The 18,885-nt window shown below is 40.9% G+C and carries 18 protein-coding genes; 10 read left to right on the forward strand and 8 right to left on the reverse strand.

The features are described 5' to 3' along the window. Positions 1 to 164: 164 nt before the first annotated feature. The 4 genes from HUN01_RS03300 to HUN01_RS03315 all read left to right on the forward strand — a co-directional run bounded on the left by HUN01_RS03300 (position 165) and on the right by HUN01_RS03315 (position 4,467). Entirely contained in the window at positions 165 to 1,181 is a 1,017-nt protein-coding gene (locus HUN01_RS03300) for a tetratricopeptide repeat protein (RefSeq protein WP_181930069.1), read from the forward strand. Positions 1,182 to 1,359: 178 nt separating this feature from the next. Beyond that, the gene (cobA, locus tag HUN01_RS03305; protein ID WP_181930070.1) at positions 1,360 to 2,955 is read left to right on the forward strand and encodes a uroporphyrinogen-III C-methyltransferase; all 1,596 of its coding nucleotides are present in this window, start codon (positions 1,360 to 1,362) and stop codon (positions 2,953 to 2,955) included. Positions 2,956 to 3,128: 173 nt separating this feature from the next. Further along, positions 3,129 to 3,725 (forward strand): dephospho-CoA kinase, encoded by a 597-nt coding sequence (gene coaE, locus HUN01_RS03310; RefSeq protein WP_181930071.1) that lies wholly within the window; start codon positions 3,129 to 3,131, stop codon positions 3,723 to 3,725. Between the two features lie 436 nt (positions 3,726 to 4,161). After that, a complete protein-coding gene (locus tag HUN01_RS03315; RefSeq protein WP_181930072.1) occupies positions 4,162 to 4,467 on the forward strand; it encodes a hypothetical protein in 306 nt (101 codons plus the stop codon). Positions 4,468 to 4,698: 231 nt separating this feature from the next. Here the strand turns inward: HUN01_RS03315 and HUN01_RS03320 are convergent, their stop codons facing one another. The 3 genes from HUN01_RS03320 to HUN01_RS03330 all read right to left on the reverse strand — a co-directional run bounded on the left by HUN01_RS03320 (position 4,699) and on the right by HUN01_RS03330 (position 7,589). Continuing rightward, positions 4,699 to 6,102: a hypothetical protein gene (locus HUN01_RS03320; RefSeq protein ID WP_181930073.1), complete on the reverse strand. Its 1,404-nt coding sequence runs from the start codon at positions 6,100 to 6,102 to the stop codon at positions 4,699 to 4,701. A gap of 332 nt (positions 6,103 to 6,434) precedes the next feature. Then, positions 6,435 to 6,800, reverse strand: coding sequence for a DOPA 4,5-dioxygenase family protein (locus HUN01_RS03325; protein ID WP_181930074.1), 366 nt, complete (start codon positions 6,798 to 6,800; stop codon positions 6,435 to 6,437). A 252-nt stretch (positions 6,801 to 7,052) separates the two neighbouring features. Continuing rightward, positions 7,053 to 7,589 (reverse strand): universal stress protein, encoded by a 537-nt coding sequence (locus HUN01_RS03330; RefSeq protein WP_181932541.1) that lies wholly within the window; start codon positions 7,587 to 7,589, stop codon positions 7,053 to 7,055. Between the two features lie 818 nt (positions 7,590 to 8,407). On the opposite strand from HUN01_RS03330, the gene HUN01_RS03335 reads away from it, so the two are divergent. Both HUN01_RS03335 and HUN01_RS03340 read left to right on the forward strand, forming a co-directional pair. Continuing rightward, on the forward strand, positions 8,408 to 9,052 hold the full coding sequence (locus tag HUN01_RS03335; RefSeq protein WP_181930075.1) for a YybH family protein: 645 nt from the start codon (positions 8,408 to 8,410) through the stop codon (positions 9,050 to 9,052). A gap of 8 nt (positions 9,053 to 9,060) precedes the next feature. After that, complete coding sequence (locus HUN01_RS03340; protein ID WP_181930076.1) at positions 9,061 to 10,365, forward strand: glycosyltransferase family 2 protein; 1,305 nt, start codon at positions 9,061 to 9,063, stop codon at positions 10,363 to 10,365. Positions 10,366 to 10,453: 88 nt separating this feature from the next. On the opposite strand, the gene HUN01_RS03345 is transcribed toward HUN01_RS03340, so the two are convergent. After that, positions 10,454 to 11,296 carry a methyltransferase domain-containing protein gene (locus tag HUN01_RS03345; RefSeq protein WP_069068134.1) on the reverse strand — a complete coding sequence of 281 codons (843 nt, stop codon included), beginning with the start codon at positions 11,294 to 11,296 and terminating at the stop codon, positions 10,454 to 10,456. A 153-nt stretch (positions 11,297 to 11,449) separates the two neighbouring features. Here HUN01_RS03345 and HUN01_RS03350 point away from each other — a divergent pair, with 153 nt between their 5' ends. Both HUN01_RS03350 and HUN01_RS03355 read left to right on the forward strand, forming a co-directional pair. Then, complete coding sequence (locus HUN01_RS03350) at positions 11,450 to 12,784, forward strand: TrkH family potassium uptake protein (protein ID WP_181930077.1); 1,335 nt, start codon at positions 11,450 to 11,452, stop codon at positions 12,782 to 12,784. 177 nt (positions 12,785 to 12,961) lie between these two features. After that, entirely contained in the window at positions 12,962 to 13,657 is a 696-nt protein-coding gene (locus HUN01_RS03355; RefSeq protein ID WP_069068136.1) for a potassium channel family protein, read from the forward strand. A gap of 326 nt (positions 13,658 to 13,983) precedes the next feature. Here HUN01_RS03355 and HUN01_RS03360 read toward each other — a convergent pair whose 3' ends face one another. Further along, complete coding sequence (locus HUN01_RS03360; protein ID WP_181930078.1) at positions 13,984 to 15,093, reverse strand: tetratricopeptide repeat protein; 1,110 nt, start codon at positions 15,091 to 15,093, stop codon at positions 13,984 to 13,986. Positions 15,094 to 15,182: 89 nt separating this feature from the next. Further along, positions 15,183 to 16,367 carry a tRNA preQ1(34) S-adenosylmethionine ribosyltransferase-isomerase QueA gene (gene queA, locus HUN01_RS03365; protein ID WP_181932542.1) on the reverse strand — a complete coding sequence of 395 codons (1,185 nt, stop codon included), beginning with the start codon at positions 16,365 to 16,367 and terminating at the stop codon, positions 15,183 to 15,185. A 245-nt stretch (positions 16,368 to 16,612) separates the two neighbouring features. Between queA and HUN01_RS03370 the strand changes: the two genes are divergently transcribed. Then, the gene (locus tag HUN01_RS03370) at positions 16,613 to 17,002 is read left to right on the forward strand and encodes a hypothetical protein (RefSeq protein WP_069068139.1); all 390 of its coding nucleotides are present in this window, start codon (positions 16,613 to 16,615) and stop codon (positions 17,000 to 17,002) included. A 70-nt stretch (positions 17,003 to 17,072) separates the two neighbouring features. On the opposite strand, the gene HUN01_RS03375 is transcribed toward HUN01_RS03370, so the two are convergent. Next, positions 17,073 to 17,591, reverse strand: coding sequence for a YraN family protein (locus HUN01_RS03375; RefSeq protein ID WP_181930079.1), 519 nt, complete (start codon positions 17,589 to 17,591; stop codon positions 17,073 to 17,075). Positions 17,592 to 17,761: 170 nt separating this feature from the next. Here HUN01_RS03375 and HUN01_RS03380 point away from each other — a divergent pair, with 170 nt between their 5' ends. Then, positions 17,762 to 18,211: a pentapeptide repeat-containing protein gene (locus HUN01_RS03380; RefSeq protein WP_238846336.1), complete on the forward strand. Its 450-nt coding sequence runs from the start codon at positions 17,762 to 17,764 to the stop codon at positions 18,209 to 18,211. Between the two features lie 140 nt (positions 18,212 to 18,351). Here the strand turns inward: HUN01_RS03380 and HUN01_RS03385 are convergent, their stop codons facing one another. Further along, entirely contained in the window at positions 18,352 to 18,729 is a 378-nt protein-coding gene (locus tag HUN01_RS03385; protein WP_069068141.1) for a hypothetical protein, read from the reverse strand. Positions 18,730 to 18,885: the final 156 nt, after the last annotated feature.

An 18,885-nucleotide genomic window follows, 5' to 3' on the forward strand; every position in this document is an offset into this window, starting at 1 on the left:
TTATAATTCCTGCTAGAACCCGGATAAAGCTGCGCTTTTGCTCCCTGCCCCTAATCCCCAGAGGGGGCGACGAGTTCCCCGTTTGCGGGACTGAGAGTTGAGTGTTTTTACGATGACAGCCGAACTCAATATTACATGTAAACCAAGCAGGTAAGGTAATGAAAATGCTGAAAAACAAGAATATACTGGTAGCAGCTATTATCTGCTTGTGTTTGAGTAATGGGAATACTGTCTTTGGTAAAAATTTTGGCGTTGTTTTATCAAAAATTCCAAACTCAAATCAAGCAGCACTTCCTCAGAACAAAAACGCAGTTGCTAACTTCGAGCGAGGAGCCAATCTCCAAACACAAGGAGATTTAAAAGGAGCAGAGGCAGCTTTTCGGAAAGCAATTGAACTAGAACCAAAATTTATCCAAGCTTACATTGCTTTGGGAAATACTCTCGACGATCAAGGCAAACTCCAAGAAGCGATCGCACAATATAATAAAGCCATCAGCCTTGATCCTAAGTATCCTCAAGCCCACTTTCACTTAGGAAATGCACTGTACGATCAAGGCAAACTCCAAGAAGCGATCGCCCAATATAATCAAGCTATTAGCTTCCATCCCAAGTATGCAGACGCTCACTATTACTTAGGGAACGCTTTGTATGCTCAAGGAAAACCAACAGAAGCAGTCGCCGAATATACAGCAGCCATTGCCTTCAATCCGAAAAATTCAGCCGCTTATAACGCCTTGGGAAATGCTCTGTACGCTCAAGGGCAACTAGAAGAAGCGATCGCTCAGTACAAAAAAGCCATAAGTTTCGCTCCCAAGTATGCAGACGCTCACTATAATTTAGCAAGTGCTTTATACGCTCAAGGAAAACCAACAGAAGCAATCGCTGAATATACCCAAGCGATTCGCCTTGATCCGAAACATGCACAAGCTTACACAGGTTTGGCAAATGCGATGGACGATCAAGGCAAACCACAAGAAGCGATCGCACATTACAAAAAAGCCATTAGCCTCGTACCCAACGATGCTTATGCTTACTATAATTTGGGCGTCACTTTGGGAAGGCAAGGACAACTAGAAGAAGCGATTTTCAATTTCAAAAAAGCCAGAGAGTTATTCCAAGCAGAGGAAAACAAGGAGATGCTTGAGCAAGTTGATCAGCTAATCCAAAAATTAACGCAATAAAGGGATTGGGGACTAGTACCGCTAGGCGGAATTAAAAATTAAAAATTAAAAATTAAAAATTGAAAATGAATACAACGTAAGCGTTTCATTGATTTGGAATGGGTGGTTTATTTCCGCCGTGCTGTACTAGGAAAGAAGCAGGGGGAGCAAGAGAAGAATGACAAATGACAAATGACAAATGACCAATAACAGAGGTAAAGTCTACCTCGTAGGTGCTGGGCCTGGAGATGCGGCATACCTAACAGTAAAAGCTTACAATCTTTTAGCTACGGCTCAGGTGTTAGTCTACGATGCTTTAGTAGATGCTCAATTATTGCAGTGCGTACCAGATGATTGCCTAAAGTTAGATGTCGGCAAACGCGGTGGCAAACCCAGTACAACCCAAGCAGAGATTAACAAGTTACTGGTAAAACACTGTCTGCAAGGAAAACAAGTTGTACGACTCAAATCAGGTGATCCGTTGATTTTTGGGCGTTGCGCTTCCGAAATTGAAGCGTTGAAAGCATCAGGTTGTGATTTTGAACTAGTACCAGGAATTTCCTCAGCCCTTGCAGCACCTTTGTTAGCAGGAATTCCCCTGACAGATCCAGTTTTAAGCCGCTGTTTTGCAGTATTTACAGCTCACGAACCAGAGGTTTTAGACTGGGAGGCACTGTCACGCTTAGAGACACTGGTAATTTTGATGGGAGGGCAACATCTACCAGAGATTGTACATAAACTGCTGCGACACGGGCGATCGCACTTAACACCCATTGCGATCATCCGTTGGGCAGGAACTCCCGATCAACAAATTTGGACAGCGCAACTGGGCAATATTTTGGAACAAACCACCGGATTATCCCTTTCTCCGGCGGTAATTGTGATTGGCGAAGTTGTTGGGCTACGCAAGTACTTACAACCTGAGAAAATAGATTGTCAGGATTCAACTACAGCCAAAACTTCTAGCCTCCCTGTTATGTCAAGCAACTTCTTCCTCTCTCCCCTTCCCCTTACTGGTAAAACAATCTTGGTAACACGTTCAGTTGGCCAGTCGAGTCAATTTAGCGATCGCCTCATCGCATCAGGTGCAACAGTCATCGAAATGCCTACCTTAGAAATCGGCCCACCTTCCAGTTGGGAAGCTTTGGATGATGCGATCGCTCATTTATCTGACTTCGACTGGTTAATTCTCACTTCTACCAACGGCATAGACTACTTTTTTGAAAGGCTAACCGCCCAAGGTAAAGATGCCCGGGCCTTAGCTGGCGTCAAAATTGCCGTCGTTGGTGAGAAAACAGCCCAAGGTCTTAAACAACGCTCTCTCCAAGCAGATTTTATTCCCCCCAACTTTATTGCCGATTCTTTAGTGGAAAAATTTCCAGAGAAACTGGATGGTAAAAAGGTTTTATTTCCCAGAGTTGAAAGCGGCGGAAGAGAAATTTTGGTTCAGGAATTAACTCTCAAGGGAGCAAAGGTGATAGAAGTTGCGGCATATCAATCTTGTTGCCCTAATGGTATTCCAGATGCGGCAAAGTTAGCTCTCCAAAACCGCAAGGTAGATGTGATTACTTTTGCTAGTTCTAAAACTGTACAATTTTTCTGTCAACTTACTAACAATATATTTTCCAACAACTCTGATCCTAGCCAATTATTAGAAGGAGTTTGTATTGCCTCTATCGGCCCCCAAACCTCCAAAACTTGCCATTCTTTATTTGGGCGTGTGGACATAGAAGCTGAAGAATATACTTTAGACGGTTTAACCCAAGCACTGATCACATGGGCAACCAATTCTTAGATCTAACTTTTCACGGTATCTGGAAAACCTCTCTCTAAATCTCTCTCCTGCAAGGAGAGAGACTTTGAATTACTGGTTTGGAAGTTAGATTTTCCGTGGACTTTTCCACATGACGTGAAAAGTCAGATTCTTAGATGAGGAAGCAGGCGAGAATAACAAATGACAAATGACAAATGACAAAACGCATAATCGGCTTAACTGGCGGTATTGCTACAGGCAAAACCACCGTCACAAATTATTTGGCTAGCGCTTATAACCTGCCGATTTTGGATGCAGATATTTATGCTAGAGACGCAGTATCTTTAGGTTCGCCGATTCTGGGTGCGATCGCTCAACGTTACGGCGAACAAATTTTACTACCAGATGGTAGCCTCAACCGCCAAAAGCTAGGCGAAGTTATCTTTAATCGTCAAGATGAACGCAACTGGATAGATGATTTGATTCATCCTTATGTGCGCGATCGCTTCCTCACAGCAATTGCCCAATCTTCCTCACAAACACTGGTGTTAGTAGTGCCTCTATTATTTGAAGCGGGAATGACTGATTTGGTTACAGAAATTTGGGTAGTGCATTGTTCCCAAGAGCAACAACTACAAAGATTGATACAAAGAAACCATTTAAATAGAGAACAGGCAGAAGCCAGGATCAACAGCCAATTATCTATCGAAGAAAAAGTTGCTCATGCAGATGTCGTTTTAGATAACTCCTCTACCCTAGAATTACTACTGAAACAGGTAGATATAGTCCTAAAAGCCAGGAGTGGAGACTAAAGTCTATTTGTCTTAAAAAGTTACATAGACGACATTCTTAAGACATAAAACATTTATAAATTAATATTATATTTCTAACAAAAAAACACTCATATCTGACCAAATATTGTTCAATAATTCGGTGATTTTACAGTTGAATCTGCGGTTCCTAGTACTGTAAATTTAAGTAAATAGTAAAACAATAGCTGCTATAACATCTGGTGTTGTATGAAATACTGAAGATTAAAGGTAACAAACTAGTCAATAATATGAAAAATAGTGAACTTTTACCTAAAAAACAGCATCATATTGACATCAATGGTTTATCTTACAGAAGATCCATTTAGTATAAATTAAATATTAATATCTCAGAATTGAGTCTTAAACAAACTGACTTTTGAACTATTATTTCTATTTCCCAATTTTTTTAAGTGCCTTCTCTTCAATCAGAACAGGTATGAACTTAAGTTTTAGTTTTTTAAATAAATTATCTTTGGTTAGCTTTCCAGCTAATCCATTAAAACAAAAGAATAAAATCCATGATTATAGCCAACAAGTTTGGGGAAGCGACTACGTATTTGAGCGCCTCAATGAAGGAATGATCGGCTACATGACTGGAGTAGGGAAAGGCATAAAACCCTGCGATCGCATTATTTTACGAGAAGGTTGTGAATCTTATCAATATCAAGTTGAAGAAGTTGATTACTACTCCGATCCGTCTGATATGTGGATAGCTTTGCTCAAACAAATACCTATTGACTAAATATTAAAGTCAACCAGTTACTTCAATTCCAGATGTGAAAATTCTTCTTCTCTTGCTACATAATGAGAGAAGTTAGTTATTTATTTTAACGTGAGTTCGACAAGTCTTATTTGACCTCTCCCCCAACCCCTCTCCGACACGGAGAGGGGAGCAAAAGGCTTAATTTTTCGTTGCTCCTCCCTTTCCGTTTCGGAGAGGGAGGCTGGGAGGGAGAGGTTCATCGAACTCACGTTATTTTAAATTGATCAAAAAATGAGCTATTAAAGTATTCCTTTCGTAGGATAGCAAGTAAAGATGCAAAAGATTTGGGTTATTTTTATCAAGGTGCATTACTGAACCATCAACTGCTAAGTGGTGATGATCTATCCAACGCTCCTGTGAATCTAGTAAAAAACTGAAGTAGGGGCTGACATCTGGATGATTTTTTGTTAATTCATCGTAGCTTTGATAAAAAGGAGGTATCCCAATTCCCATTGGCATATATAAGCCGTTAGGATACTCTTGTACAGTCAATTGAGGGAGTGTTTTGAGATTAACCCCACTAATGAATAATCTATTTTGTTCACTAGTCTTAGTATCTGTGAACAGTAACTCAATTTCCTGTAAATTTTGTTCAACACCAATCGGTTTAATGTTCCTTAAAATAGCTTTATCAAATTTGCCTATTCTCCAGTATTGATTTCCCCAAGGCTTATTTTGATCATAAAATCCTGGTGGTCGAAAACTTGCAAATTTAACTTCCTTTTTAGCGTCGTAAAAATCTCCCCATTTTGTGACATTAGTCGCTAACGTAGTTCTAACTTTTCTACCTTGCTCTCCCGATACAATTATCCTTTCATCCAGGGGAAACTGAGTAGCAACTTCTTTTTCATCAATTATATTTCTCAGAAGATTAGTCTTTAATATTGTGCCACTTGGGTCTTGCCAGTGTTCTAATTTCCACCAATGCTTCCAATAGGAAATATTATTAATTTTTTCAAAAATATTTTTGTAATGCCCCATCGGAAAGGTAAACCAGCTTTGATAATAAAGGGATTTATTGCTATCCTCTTTAGTGAAAAGCAAAATTTCCCAAAATCCGGCATTTAAGCAATTATTAGCTAAAGCGACCTCTACGAGGTTTTGCTTTTCAAAACCATCTCCTCCAACAATTTCTATATTGTTGGAATTAGCTGGAAAACTAATTTGTTGTCTATTCCACTCCCGGTCTGTAAAAGCAATTATTTCTAAACCCTGATCTTTTTTAACCCATTCGGGTGCTTTTGGGACTAATAGCTCTAAATCAACATTTTTTATAATTATTTGTGCCGTTTTGTTGTCTGTTGGCTCAAGCACAAAATCAAAATGCGTATCATCTCTCTTAATAATTGTTAATTTTCTCTGAGAATATCTTTGAAAGTTTTTGCCTAAAGGTGCGGGATTAACTGGATAATCGACATTCGATAATTCTTGTAGCTTTACACTCATCTTGTCATCAAATTTATATCTGGACTTAAACCAGAAACCACCTATTCCCAGCAAACCAAGGCATAAAATAAGGGTACTGAATAAAATTTGTTTCTTCGTGACTCTAAAATTAGCTTTGCCAAATCGGGAAATGCCTGCATTTTTTTCCTTCGCAGAATTCTTTTTCATTAGACAAATTTATTTTTATCAGAATGCCGCTTAATAGCATACTGTTCTATGCAACTGATTCCTTATTTTTCCGCGGAAAGGTCACATTATTAAACAATTATCTGGAATGAAGGGGGTTAATGCTCATTTACTGCGGATGCGGAATGCTACGTCTCTCTTAGAACGAAAATTGCTCCTCTTGGGTAAACTACAAGAGGAGCAATTTTTTGCGCTTAAGTTTTAATCAGGCTCTAAGCTCGACTTTATCCATTTTTTTCGCAACGCGATCGCACAAATAATTAAAGATTTATAGTGGGGACTTTAGTCCTCATAATTAAAGTAGGCTACTTCCCTTAATTGGATAAAGTAGAACTAGGCTGTCGAAGAAACTCAATATTCAAATCTAGCTTTTTTCCTAACCATAGAGAATGCTCGGCATGGTCTGCTACAGCATCGCCTGTTTCAGGGTGGACGAGAATATCCAATCCCTCACGATTGAGCATTAACCAGGGAACGACTTTATCAAACTGGTTTGGTAAGAAAGCAACTTGATACATTCCTTTTGGGTGCGGCCCGATGGGCTTGTCAAACCAGCGTCCAAGTTGCACGTCAAATCTAGCACCCACTTCTTCCCGTACATGCGCAGCTACATCCCGACTTGCGGTATCAAAGTAAACATGAGCATGAAAACCAGCGATCTCGATAGTATCTTCTTTCATAGATCCACTTTTCGCTCTCAACTCTAATTTTCTGTAGCGGAATTCTCACTGAAAAAGCGATGTCTACGATGGCTACGCCTACGCTTAATTTTAGCCCAATACCGTACAGTTAAGGATTAGTTGTTGAGATTGACTCTACAGAGATCATCTATTTAAGTAAATTCTGGGTAGACGAGAATAAACCAAATTCAGAATTTAGCTGGCTAAGATTTATTTTTTAATTCTGCATTATTCTTCAAGCAATCTTAGTAGCTAGTTAATGCTTAAATTGCTTGTAGTTTTTTGGACAACTTCATCTTTTTTAGGAGTAACTGAAAGATGCACAATATGTACTGAACAAGGAGCATGGTGAAGGACGTAGTTACTCACACTACCGAGAAATAGTTCCATCAGTCCAGAATGACCCCGACGCCCCATAACAATCAGGTCAGCACCATAAGTACGGGCTAAGTCACAAATAATCCGACCAGGATTACCAACATTTTGTGTAAATTCCGTAGTTACACCTGCTGTATTAGATTTAACACAAAAAGATTGCAACATCTGGATTCCTTGATTTTTAAAGGTATCCCACTGCTTTTGATATACCTCAAAGCTTTGATGACTCAATCCCGGATAGTAGTCAAAATTAGACAGCATAGGGCCGTAAGGACTACCCTCTTCTTCGGGAGATAGGACATGCAATAGCATTAAGCTAGCTTGTGTTAACTTTGCTAAACTCAATGCTTCCTCAAAAACCTGTTGTCCCATTTCTGAGCGATCTAATGCAACTAGAATCTTTTTAAACATCATATAGACCTCCGATTTCATTGGTTATTGGTCTTTACGGTTTCGGGTTTCCAGATGTTGGATTGTCAAAAATGACCAAACCCTCAACTATGTTTAGCAACTTTTGAATTTTAAATTTCTTAAAAGTTTTCGCCCCATATTTATGTTTATAGCAAAACAATTTGAGGAACTTGTGAGGAAAGCAGGGTTTCCCCTTCTACTAATACTGCGTGTAGTCTGCATCCCCAGTATTAACAGTGTGCTCTCTTTTGTCAAGAAAGGCAGAGGGCAAAAGGCAGGAGTTTCAGTTGGAATACTGTTTTCTGCTCTTTGCCCGTGAAAATCATCGAACTTGCGGTTTAAGAGGATGTTTGAAAAGTCCTCTTGTTAGTATCAAAACATTCTAGATCCCCCTAAATCCCCCTTAAAAAGGGGGACTTTGATTCCGGTTCCCCCCTTTTCAAGGGGGTTAGGGGGGATCTATAAGTGCCTAAAGTCACAGCAAAATACTTTTAAAACAACCTCTAAGACAAGAACACCAAATTTTCTTGTTTTGTGGCCCCAATTAAGTACGGTGTTGAATCCCCTTCTAAATTGAACCTTATGCCTCCTGCCTTCTTCAGTAAAATTACTACCCTTATCTGTAGAAAAGACATTTGCCATGTAGTATATCTTTCCAGGGCTTCCCAAAGAACGTAGCTTCTCTAGCTCACTTTGGAGGTCTTGGAGAAAAGCAAGATTATTGTATTTCTTTATGTCCTATAAAATGAAGTGCGGAATGTGGGTAGTAACATTAAAAAAATTATCGGTAAGCGTCACTTAATCTACAGGTTTTGTATATGATCAAACAGAAATGGACAAGCATAAACAAATACACTCAGCTACTTTGGAGTGTTTTGTTAATGTTAGTAATTTGGAATCTACCCCAATACGCTCTGGCAGATGTAAATCCACAGGAGATAGATGCAATTATTCGCACACGGGATATTGCGCTGCAAGCCCTAAACACTCGCGATTTTGCCAAAATCGAGCCTTACTTGCATCCAAACTTCACCATAACAACAGTTGATAACCAGATTTTTCACAAAGTTCCTGAGTTTGAAAAGTACTGGAATCAGCAGTTTTCCAGTTCCATTAAAGATATCAAAATGCAACTAAAGGGAGATAGTCTCAGAACATTTATCACTCCAGAGATAGATGTTGCTTATGGAGAGGCGATCGCATCTTTTTCTTTCAAAGATGGCAAAGCGGCTGATATGGCGTTGCGATGGACAGCAGTGCTGCAAAAACTTCAAGATAAATGGACGATTCAATCGCTGCATTTTTCCTCTAATCTGCTGAATAACCCGGTATTGAATTCTGCTCAACAATTGGGGCAGATTCTAGCAGTTGCAGCAGGGGTGGGCGGTTTTATTTTGGGAGTGGTGACGATGCTAATATTACGTCGCAGGAATAAGCAAGAAACCGAAACCGAAAAGATATAGCAAATAAAGTGGGAAAAAACACTGATCAGCCCAGTAAAAACATTAGCTTTCATCGCCGTCTCAAAGCAACCATAATAGTTTTATTGGTCTGGGGTGGCGTGAGTTTGCTGCACTGGCTACCAGAAACACAATGGTTGACGCTGGGATTAACGGCAATCTTAACTGTGCAAACGTTACGAATGCTGCTATCAAAACCAGCGGCGGCGGTGATGGAGAGTGAGATTTATTTACCGCCAGTCTCGATTTTAGTTCCGGCTAAAAATGAAAGTCTAGTCTTGGCTGATCTAGTTTACAGCTTATGTCAATTGAATTATCCAAGCGATCGCTTAGATATCTGGGTCGTTGATGACGGCAGTACCGATGAAACCCCCCAAGTTTTGAGGGAATTACAAACTCAATTTCCAGCTTTACAAGTTCATCGACGGGAATCAAAAGGTGGTAAATCAGGGGCATTGAATGCGGTTTTTCCCTTTACAAGAGGGGAAATTATCCTAGTTTGTGATGCGGATGCTCAGTTACCTACTAATTTTCTCCGGCAAACAGTACCTCTGTTTCAGAAGCAAACTATCGGTGCGGTGCAAGTGCGAAAAGCGATTTCTAATGCTAATACCAACTTCTTAACGCGTTGTCAGCAGATGGAAATGAATTGTGATAGCTTTCTGCAAACCCATCGCATTGCTATTGGTGGAATGTCTGAACTGCGCGGTAATGGAATGTTAGTTCGTCGGGAATTGTTAGAAAAGTGTCAAGGTTGGAATGAGAACACTGTCACCGATGATTTGGATCTTTGCTTCAAACTCTATTTAACAGGTGCGGAAATTGAGTTTGTTACAGTTCCATCAATTCAGGAGGAAGGTGTAACTACTTGGGAAAAACTTTGGAATCAACGCTGTCGTTGGGCTGAAGGTGGCTATCAGCGTTACTTAGATTATTTTCCGCAAATTCTGACTTTAGGTTGGGCAAAAGAAATTGATTTGTTATTGTTTTTTCTATTGCAATTTATTCTGCCAATTGGACTAATTCCCGATTTACTTTGGACTATATTTTATAACCATCGTCCAGTTCTGTTTCCCCTCCAGACACTACTCAGCATCATTTTAACGGTTGCCTTTATTGCTGGACTTTACCAATTTCAAAGTTTACGAGGATGGTCTTTGCTTTGGGCAACAGTTCAAGGGTCATTGTACATGGTGCATTGGATTCCTGTGATGATTGTGGCAACTTTAAAGATGTGTGTGCAAAAGGAGCGATCGCACTGGGTGAAAACTGAGCATCGTGGTAGAAATTATTACAGTGATTCTGGCAACTATTGACACTCCACCGCCCTTTTAGGGTGAGGATTCTTGGTTCAACGGGTCGCGGCAGGAAGAAAAGGGCAGTTTTCCCTCTGCCCCCTACCTTCTACTTATTGCCGCACAATAAGCCAAACCGAACTAACCCGCGCTCATAACCGCGACGCATCAACCCCAGCGATAACGCCCCTTGAATAGTAGTCCAACCGGCATTTAGTAAGCCCCAAAGCGCTTGGGGAGTGAATGCCGAATCAATGACTACATTCCAAAAGGGGGCGACAGCCTGCGACCAATCGGCGGTGCGAATATTGTTTAATGGAAGTTGAAGTGCGATCGCTTCGTACTCTGGTAAAGAAATCACATAAGGCAAACAATACACCCGATAAATATCCTGCAAATGCTTTTCCTCATCTGCCGTCAGTGGTAACTTATCAGTCGCTCGATGACACCAAGTCACCATAATTAACTTGCCACCAGGTTTCAACACCCGATAGCACTCCTGGAGAAACTTAGTTTTATCTGGCATGTGTTCACCGCTTTCCAGTGACCAAACCAAGTCAAAAGAATCGTCAGCAAAAGGCATTGCTTGAGCATTGGCTACCTGAAACTGAGTTCTTAGACTCAAATTTGCTTCCATTGCACGTTCCGTTGCTCTCGCAGCTTGCACAGGACTCAAAGTAATCCCTGTAGCCTTAGCATTAAACTTTTCTGCCAGATATAAAGAACTGCCGCCAATGCCACAACCCACATCCAGGATGTTTTCTGCTGCTTGTACCCCTGCCCAATTGAGCAATTCTTCGATTAAATCAATTTGAGCTTGACGACGGTCTTTTTTCTGGCTGCCATCAGCACCGTAGTAGCCGTGATGCATGTGTTCGCCCCAAATCTGTTCCCACAGACCAGAGGAAGCATCGTAGAACTGCTGAATTTGCTGGTAAAGTGTTGCACTCATGAAAAAAGTAGTATTGAGATGAAGTAGAATTCAAAAAAAACATACAGGTAGGCTACCATGTATGTTTTTAATTAAATAAGGTGTTTTTGTTTCCAGAGAGGGTGAACCCCGGTTTATCTTCCCTGGAAAAAATTTTATAAATTTTACCTTAATATGACTGTTGCTCGCACAATTTGTTTGGGGTTTCTGGCTGTCATCGCTGTTGGTACTATCCTGTTGATGATGCCTTTCTCGACTAGCAATGGTACATGGGATAACCTGATTGTGGCACTATTCACCTCGACATCCGCAGTTTGTGTCACAGGTCTATCAGTAGTTGATCCTGGTACTCATTTTTCTTTTTGGGGTCAGTTATTTATTGCGCTATTAGCTCAGATTGGCGGGTTGGGCTACATGACAACTACCACATTTCTGATTTTGCTGATTGGTCGTAAGTTTGATATGCGGCAAAAAATTGCTATTCAACAAGCTTTAGATCGACCGGGAATGAGTGGTAGCTCTCAAGTTATCCGTTCAATTATTGCCACAACTTTAATTTTTGAAATTACAGGAGTATTCTTACTTCTACCAGCTTTTGTTCCAAAATATGGCTGGAGTCAAGGAATTTGGTTAGCCATTTTTCATAGCATTAATGCTTGGAATAATGCTGGTTTTAGTTTGTTTAAAGATAACTTAATTGGCTATCAATCATCCTTCTTAGTAGTCTTCACCGTCACCATGTTGATTATCTTTGGGGGGATTGGCTATCAGGTAATTATGGAAATGTATCTTTGGTTGCGCGATCGCGTCCTCAGAAAAACTCATAATCAGACATTTTCCTTAGATTTCAAAGTTGCAACTAGCACCACTATTATATTATTAGTAATAGGGTTAGTTGCCTTTTTCTGTATAGAGATTAGAAACCCTGAAACATTTGGCTCTCTAAACTTTCGTGACCAAATATTAGTAGCTTGGTTTCAATCAGTTACTCCCAGAACTGCCGGTTTTAACACCATCGATATTAGCAAAATGACTACCGCTGGACTATTCATTACGATTGCGCTGATGTTTATTGGTGCAAGTCCAGGTGGTACAGGAGGAGGAATGAAAACAACAACTCTGAGAGTCTTAACCAGTTGCACTAAAGCAATTCTCCAGGGGAAAGAAGACGTTTTGTTATACGATCGCAAAATAGCAATAAATTTAATTTTGAAAGCTGTGGGTGTGTTGGTGGGTTCAGTGGCAACCGTGATTTTAGCCACCATTTTAATTAGCCTTACAGATCCAAGATTAGATTTTATTCAAATTTTGTTTGAAGTGGTATCAGCCTTCGCTACCGTGGGTCTTTCTACAGGCATTACAGCAAGTATCTCCACAGCCGCAAAGCTCATCTTAATTCTCACTATGTACGTTGGAAGAGTAGGTGTTTTACTACTAATGTCCGCTGTACTAGGAGATCCTCGCCCTACCAGAATTCACTATCCTGAAGAAAATTTACTCGTGGGATAGTTAGGGAGAGGGAGTAGGGAATGGAAGAGAATAATTCTTGACTAATGACTTAATGATTAATGACTAATCAAGAAACTGATAAAATATACATTTGAAGGCAAAAAATAAAATTTTTAATTCAAGCGGTATAAGCGTTTTTTGCCCTAAATACAGGGAGCCATAATAAGGATAACAAAGGTGAATCTTTCATCATTAAGTTTTTTTCGCAGTTTACGTAAAGATAACCATCAATTTGCTGTAATTGGGTTAGGTCGTTTTGGTCGATCTGTCTGTTCCACCCTGCACAATTTTGGTTATCAAGTGCTGGCAACAGATATTGATGAAAAACGAGTTTCAGAAGCATTAACTGAGGGAATAGTTGGTCATGCTTTACAACTAGACTCTACAGAACCGGCTGCACTTAAAGAAGCTGGAATTTTTGAATTTGATACTGTGATTATAGCGATAGGCAACTATGTTCAGGAAAGCATCATAACTACCCTAAATGTGAAAGAGGCTGGTGTTCCCCACGTAGTTGCCAAAGCTTCTAGTGAAGTTCACCGTAAACTGTTGCGGCGAGTAGGGGCAGATCATGTTGTTTTTCCTGAGTATGAAGCGGGTTGTGCCCTAGCGCGTACTCTTACCAAACCAGCAATCCTAGATCGGTTTGACCTAGACCCAGATAACAGTATTGTAGAGTTGATTGTGCCTGATGAATTTCACGGCAGAACAATCACCGAGTTACAACTTCGTAATCGCTACGGTTTAAATTTGCTAGCAGTAAGTCAGGATGGTAAATTTCAAATTAATCCTGACCCTACTAAGCGTTTAGAGCGTGGTTCAGCAATGGTCGTTATTGGTTGCAATAAAGATATCAATCGTTTGCCGATTTAAAAAAGTTAGAAGTAATTCAATTTTAGATTTGAGATTTGAGATTTGAGATTTTTCATTCAATCTAAAATTGGCAGAGTTAGAGATTATTAATTTATTCCTAACTCTGACTTTTTTATAAGAGGAATTCAGAATTCAGGAGTCAGGAGTCAGAATGAGCGTATGAATTCTGTACGAGTGGGTGACAAATATTGGTTAAAACCGTACTTTGTCCCGCTAGGCTAACGCCCGAAGTCAAGCGAAAAAAATTAAAATATTCTCACCTTAAAACTCTATCCCTTTATGGGTGGAGCATTCTGAATTCTGAATTCTGTATTCTGACTCCCGTTTTATTGTCCAGGACTCGTTGAAGTAGATTGTGGTTCAACTGAGACAGGGACATCGCCAGGGTTGGCTGGCGTTTCTGGTTGATTCGGCGTGTTTGACTGAGGTGTTTGTACTACATTACTTGTAGAATCTGAACTCTGAGCAGGAGTAGCTGTTTGACTGGCTTGAGGTTGCTGTTGTCCAGCCTTCTGGGCAATTTGCTGCATTAGCTGTTCAATTTTCTCAACTTGTTCAATATTGCCTTGCTGACGATATTCGTTATAAGCGCGTTTCAAGACTCCACTAGCTTTTTTGATGTCGCCCTGATTATATAAAGTGACTCCCAAGTTATAGTAAGCTGAGGCATTTTTAGGATTTTGGCGAATAGCTTGCCGATAAACAGAAATAGCCTCTGAAGCTTGACCATGAACTGCCAGTAAACTTGCCATATTGTTGTAAGCCGTGGCATTTTTCGGATCTAGTTGCAATACTTGGCGATAATTGGCGATCGCAAGCTCTGTTTGACCTTGTTGTTGCAAGGCGATCGCTAAGTTAAAATAAGCATTGGCATAACTGCTATCTAGATTGATTACTTGCTGATATGCTGCGATCGCTTCTTGTAGTTGTCCTTGTTCATAAAGCACCAAACCCAGATTATATAGCGCTGCTACCCTTGTGGAATCTATTACAAGGCTCTGGCGATAAGCCGTAATCGCTGCATCTTTTTCTCCTTGTCGGTGCAACACTAATCCTAAGTTGTAATAAGCTTCACTCAAATTGGGATTAATCCTAATCGCCTCTGTATATTCTTGTAAAGCTATATCCAGGCGATTTTGCTCCATGAATATATTACCCAGATAATTTCGCGCTGCCCCAAGGCTAGGATCTCGCTGTAACGCTTGGCGAAAGGCATATTCCGCCCCCTGTAAATCTTTGCGATTATAGCGCGTCACTCCCTGCTGGAAAAAGCTAGCTGCTTGAAGATCCTGAGAAATTGCGGTTTCTCCTAGCAGCTTGCTTCCGGAGAAATTAGTAATTGTTGGTGTAGCCAAGACCAAAAACGTAGAACAGCCAGCGAGTGTCACCTGGCAAAATAAATTTAACCAATGAGAAAATAGGTATTTTTCAGACATAAATAGCAGACCTGTACTTATTTTTAACTCCTCATAAGTCAGAGTACCCACCACGACAAAAAAAATTCCAAATTCCCAACTTTTAACTCCTAACTCTCCACTCTCACAGCTTCCGGTAAAATTAGCATGGCATCACCAAAGGAATAGAAGCGATACTCTGAAGCGATCGCTTCAGAGTATATATTTAATAACCGTTGTCTGCCAATTAGCGCACTTACCAACATCAGCAAACTGGAACGCGGTAAGTGAAAATTTGTAATCAAACCATCCACCACCCGCCATTGGTAGCCGGGATAAATAAACAAGTCTGTTTTCCCGCAAAATGGTTGTAAATTCCCAGTTTTAGCCGCCCCTTCTAAAGCCCTTACTGCGGTTGTTCCCACAGCAATAATTCGACCGCCAGCTGCTTTAGTGGCGCGGATTTGCTCTACTGTGGCGGCGGGAACTTCAATCCATTCTTCGTGCATCTGGTGGGTAGTTACATCCTCCACTTCCACAGGGCGAAATGTGCCTACACCAACGTGTAGCGTTACAAAAGCTTGATTGATTTTGCGATCGCGCAACTTTTCTAATAATTCTGGGGTAAAGTGTAATCCTGCCGTTGGTGCTGCGATCGCTCCTGGCTGTTTGGCATAAACTGTCTGATACTGTCCGTCAGCAGCTTCTGAAGTAGTAATGTATGGTGGTAGCGGGATTTCACCAAACACCTCTAACAATTGCACCAAAGACTTTCCCTCTGGCACATCAAATTGCAACAACCGCCCCCCAGTTGCTACATCTGTTTCTATAACTGTAGCCGTTAGCTGGGGACTGGGGACTGGGTAGGAATCTTCCTGATCCCTAATTCCTAATTGCCTTGGTTCAAAAATAATCTTAGCTCCCTGTTTGAAGCTTTTTCCTGGCTTAACTAAAGCTAACCAACAGTTATGCTGCCGTTCTTCCAACAGCAACACCTGGATTTTAGCACCAGTAGATTTATGACCATAAAGCCGCGCTGGAATGACTCTTGTATTGTTCATAACCAACAAATCACCAGAGCGCAGCAGTGCAGGCAAATCATGGAAAATGTGGTGTAGGGGTGCTGTTTCGATGCCTGTAGTAGAAGAATTAACTACCAGTAATCGCGAACTATCTCTAGGAACTGCTGGGTTTTGGGCAATGAATTCTGGAGGTAGTTCGTAGTCATAGCCAGCTACCGAGCAATCTAATTCCAAATCTTTTTCTTGTGGGCTAGATGTATCTTTCAAATTGGCTTGTACTAGTTTTTGCTTTATCTAGTATTTATACTCTCTTAAAAAGGCTGGGTTAAGTTTTCCCTTCTAAAGGAACTTTAAGACATTTTCGCTCAGTTTTGTCGCTAGGCTATAAGATTGTTACTATTAAGTAACACGGAAAAATTAACATAAAAATTGGGTAAACCTCCCCATCTAAAAACGGGGGCTTTTACCCTACCGGGAAGAGGCACTGATTGACGAAGATAGATATGTAGGATTGGCTTTGATCCCAAGCACCAACAAACATGGAATACTTGTACTATCTGGCAAATGCCAGTCTAACCCTGAGGGTCGTTCAACACCTCCACGCTAGACCCCAGACACCAGTTTCGTTCGTCACCGTAATTCATCAAATTGATGGCTGGGTGGTTAGGATCAAACTCAGAGGTCAAGTCTCGCCCCAAGAAGATGGCGACTTTCGGGCTTTTCTAAACGAATTAGGAATTAGCTATGAACCGCCAATGAGGGTGCAAATGGCACTTTGGAGTTTGGAAGCGGGACAGTGCCCTGTGGACGTAATGCGTCGCTATCAGGTAGCGATCGTTTCTCATGGTAGTCCAGAGAGAGACGAAATCGAGGCCTTCCGGCAACAGTTTGTCCGGGGCTTAGGTTACTGCCCAGAAACCTTGGCGTGACACTATTTGGTTGTAACGCCACTACAAAATTATTGGTCATTGGTAATGAAGATATCTTATCCATTACCGATTAACCATTATCAATTGAAGAGTCGAAAGCTGCCGGAATGTATTCTTGCAGCTTAAACTTATATCCATCTACTGATGAAGTAGCTAGAGCTTCCTGGCTTGCTGTAATCCCAGTCAGATTTTTTGATATTCTTTGACAGTAGACAATAGCAACATCAAATCTACAAGAATAATCTGCCTTTTCAGGAAACTGGGCTAAAAATATTCCAGCTGTACGCCAAATTTTTGCTTGCTTTTGTGTGGTGATTGCACTTCTTCCCCCAGCATCCCAACTACCTGAACTGCGGGTTTTAACTTCAACAAATGCCAATAATGAGTGCTGAGTGCTGAGTGCTGAGTGCTGAGTAAGGAGTTTTTCCTCAGTTCGTCCATCATATTGGGCGATGATATCAATTTCTCCCCAGCGGCTAGAAAAGCGACGATGCAGAATTATCCAACCTGTAGATTGCAACCATTGGGCTACTAGGTCTTCTCCTAAATGACCAATATCTGGATAATGGGATGGAGGAAGGTTAGCCATTGACTAAAAATATCATGAATGCTACGAATTCTAGGTTAAGCGATGCCTGCGGTGGGCTACGCCTACGCACAGCGGGTTCTAAACTCGACTCATCCCGAACAAAGTTGGGGTTGAAACATAAAACAGACCATCGAATTTGGGCAAGCATACTCAGCTTATTCCTCTGGGGAATGATTGTCATCACTGCAACAGTCGGTTTTGCTCCAAAAGCTTTGGCACTCGAATATAATAAAGAGATTTTGGTTGAGGCTGATTTCTCAGGACGTGATTTAACAGACTCCAGCTTTACCAAAGCTAATCTTCGCCAGAGCAACTTCAGCCACGCTAATTTGAACGGTGTCAGCTTCTTTGCAGCAAATTTAGAATCTGCGAATTTGGAGGGTTCTGACTTGAGAAATGCCACTTTAGACTCGGCTCGTTTAGTCAGAGCAAATTTGACAAATGCACTGTTGGAGGGTGCTTTTGCTGCTAACGCCAGATTTGACGGTGCAATCATTGACGGGGCAGATTTTACCGATACGCTGCTGCGTTCCGATGAGCAAAAAAAATTGTGCAAACTTGCCAAAGGAACTAATCCCATTACAGGACGAGATACGCGTGACACCTTGTTTTGTCCTTAGTATTTTCTACCTGTATATTGATTGGGCATTGGGCATGGGGCATGGGGCATGGGGCATTGGTATTTAGTGATTAAGTTTATTCTCTATTCCCTATTCCCTATTCCCCATTCCCCATTCCCAACTTATAAAATATTTAGCACCTACCAACCACCTGCACCAATCTTTTGACAAACAATTTGCATTCCTTTTCCTGGTGAAGAATTAGCTACAAAAGGTATTTCTCCTTTCTCCTGATCTTCTTGAAGTAGTTGTCCATCCAACCCATAAATGGCAATGCGATTGAGAAAAAGCCGCGATTCTTTGCACGAAGCATCGAACGTAGTCTCGAAGATGCCATCTCCATAGATACCGTAAAGCTTGTATGTAGTTCCCTTAATAGTTTTTGTATCCAGAGCTACACTGTTTCCTAGTTTATCATGTCCTACAGTGAGATATCTTTGTGCATCTTGAGCAATGGCACTACCATTACTCAATAAAATAGCGATCGCTCCCACAATCCCGCCTATTTTAAAATACATACAGTTTCAAAATATCAGATTTCATATATTTCTACCCGCGATCAAAGGAGTTCTGGCAGGGTAAAAGCACTGAAATCAAGACAGAGCAAGGTGTTATACTAGTAAGTAACACTTTATGGGAAGCGTCAAGCACTAAACAAAGAGCTGCAATACTTT

This window comes from Nostoc edaphicum CCNP1411, from assembly GCF_014023275.1.
Classification (GTDB): Bacteria; Cyanobacteriota; Cyanobacteriia; order Cyanobacteriales; family Nostocaceae; genus Nostoc; species Nostoc edaphicum_A.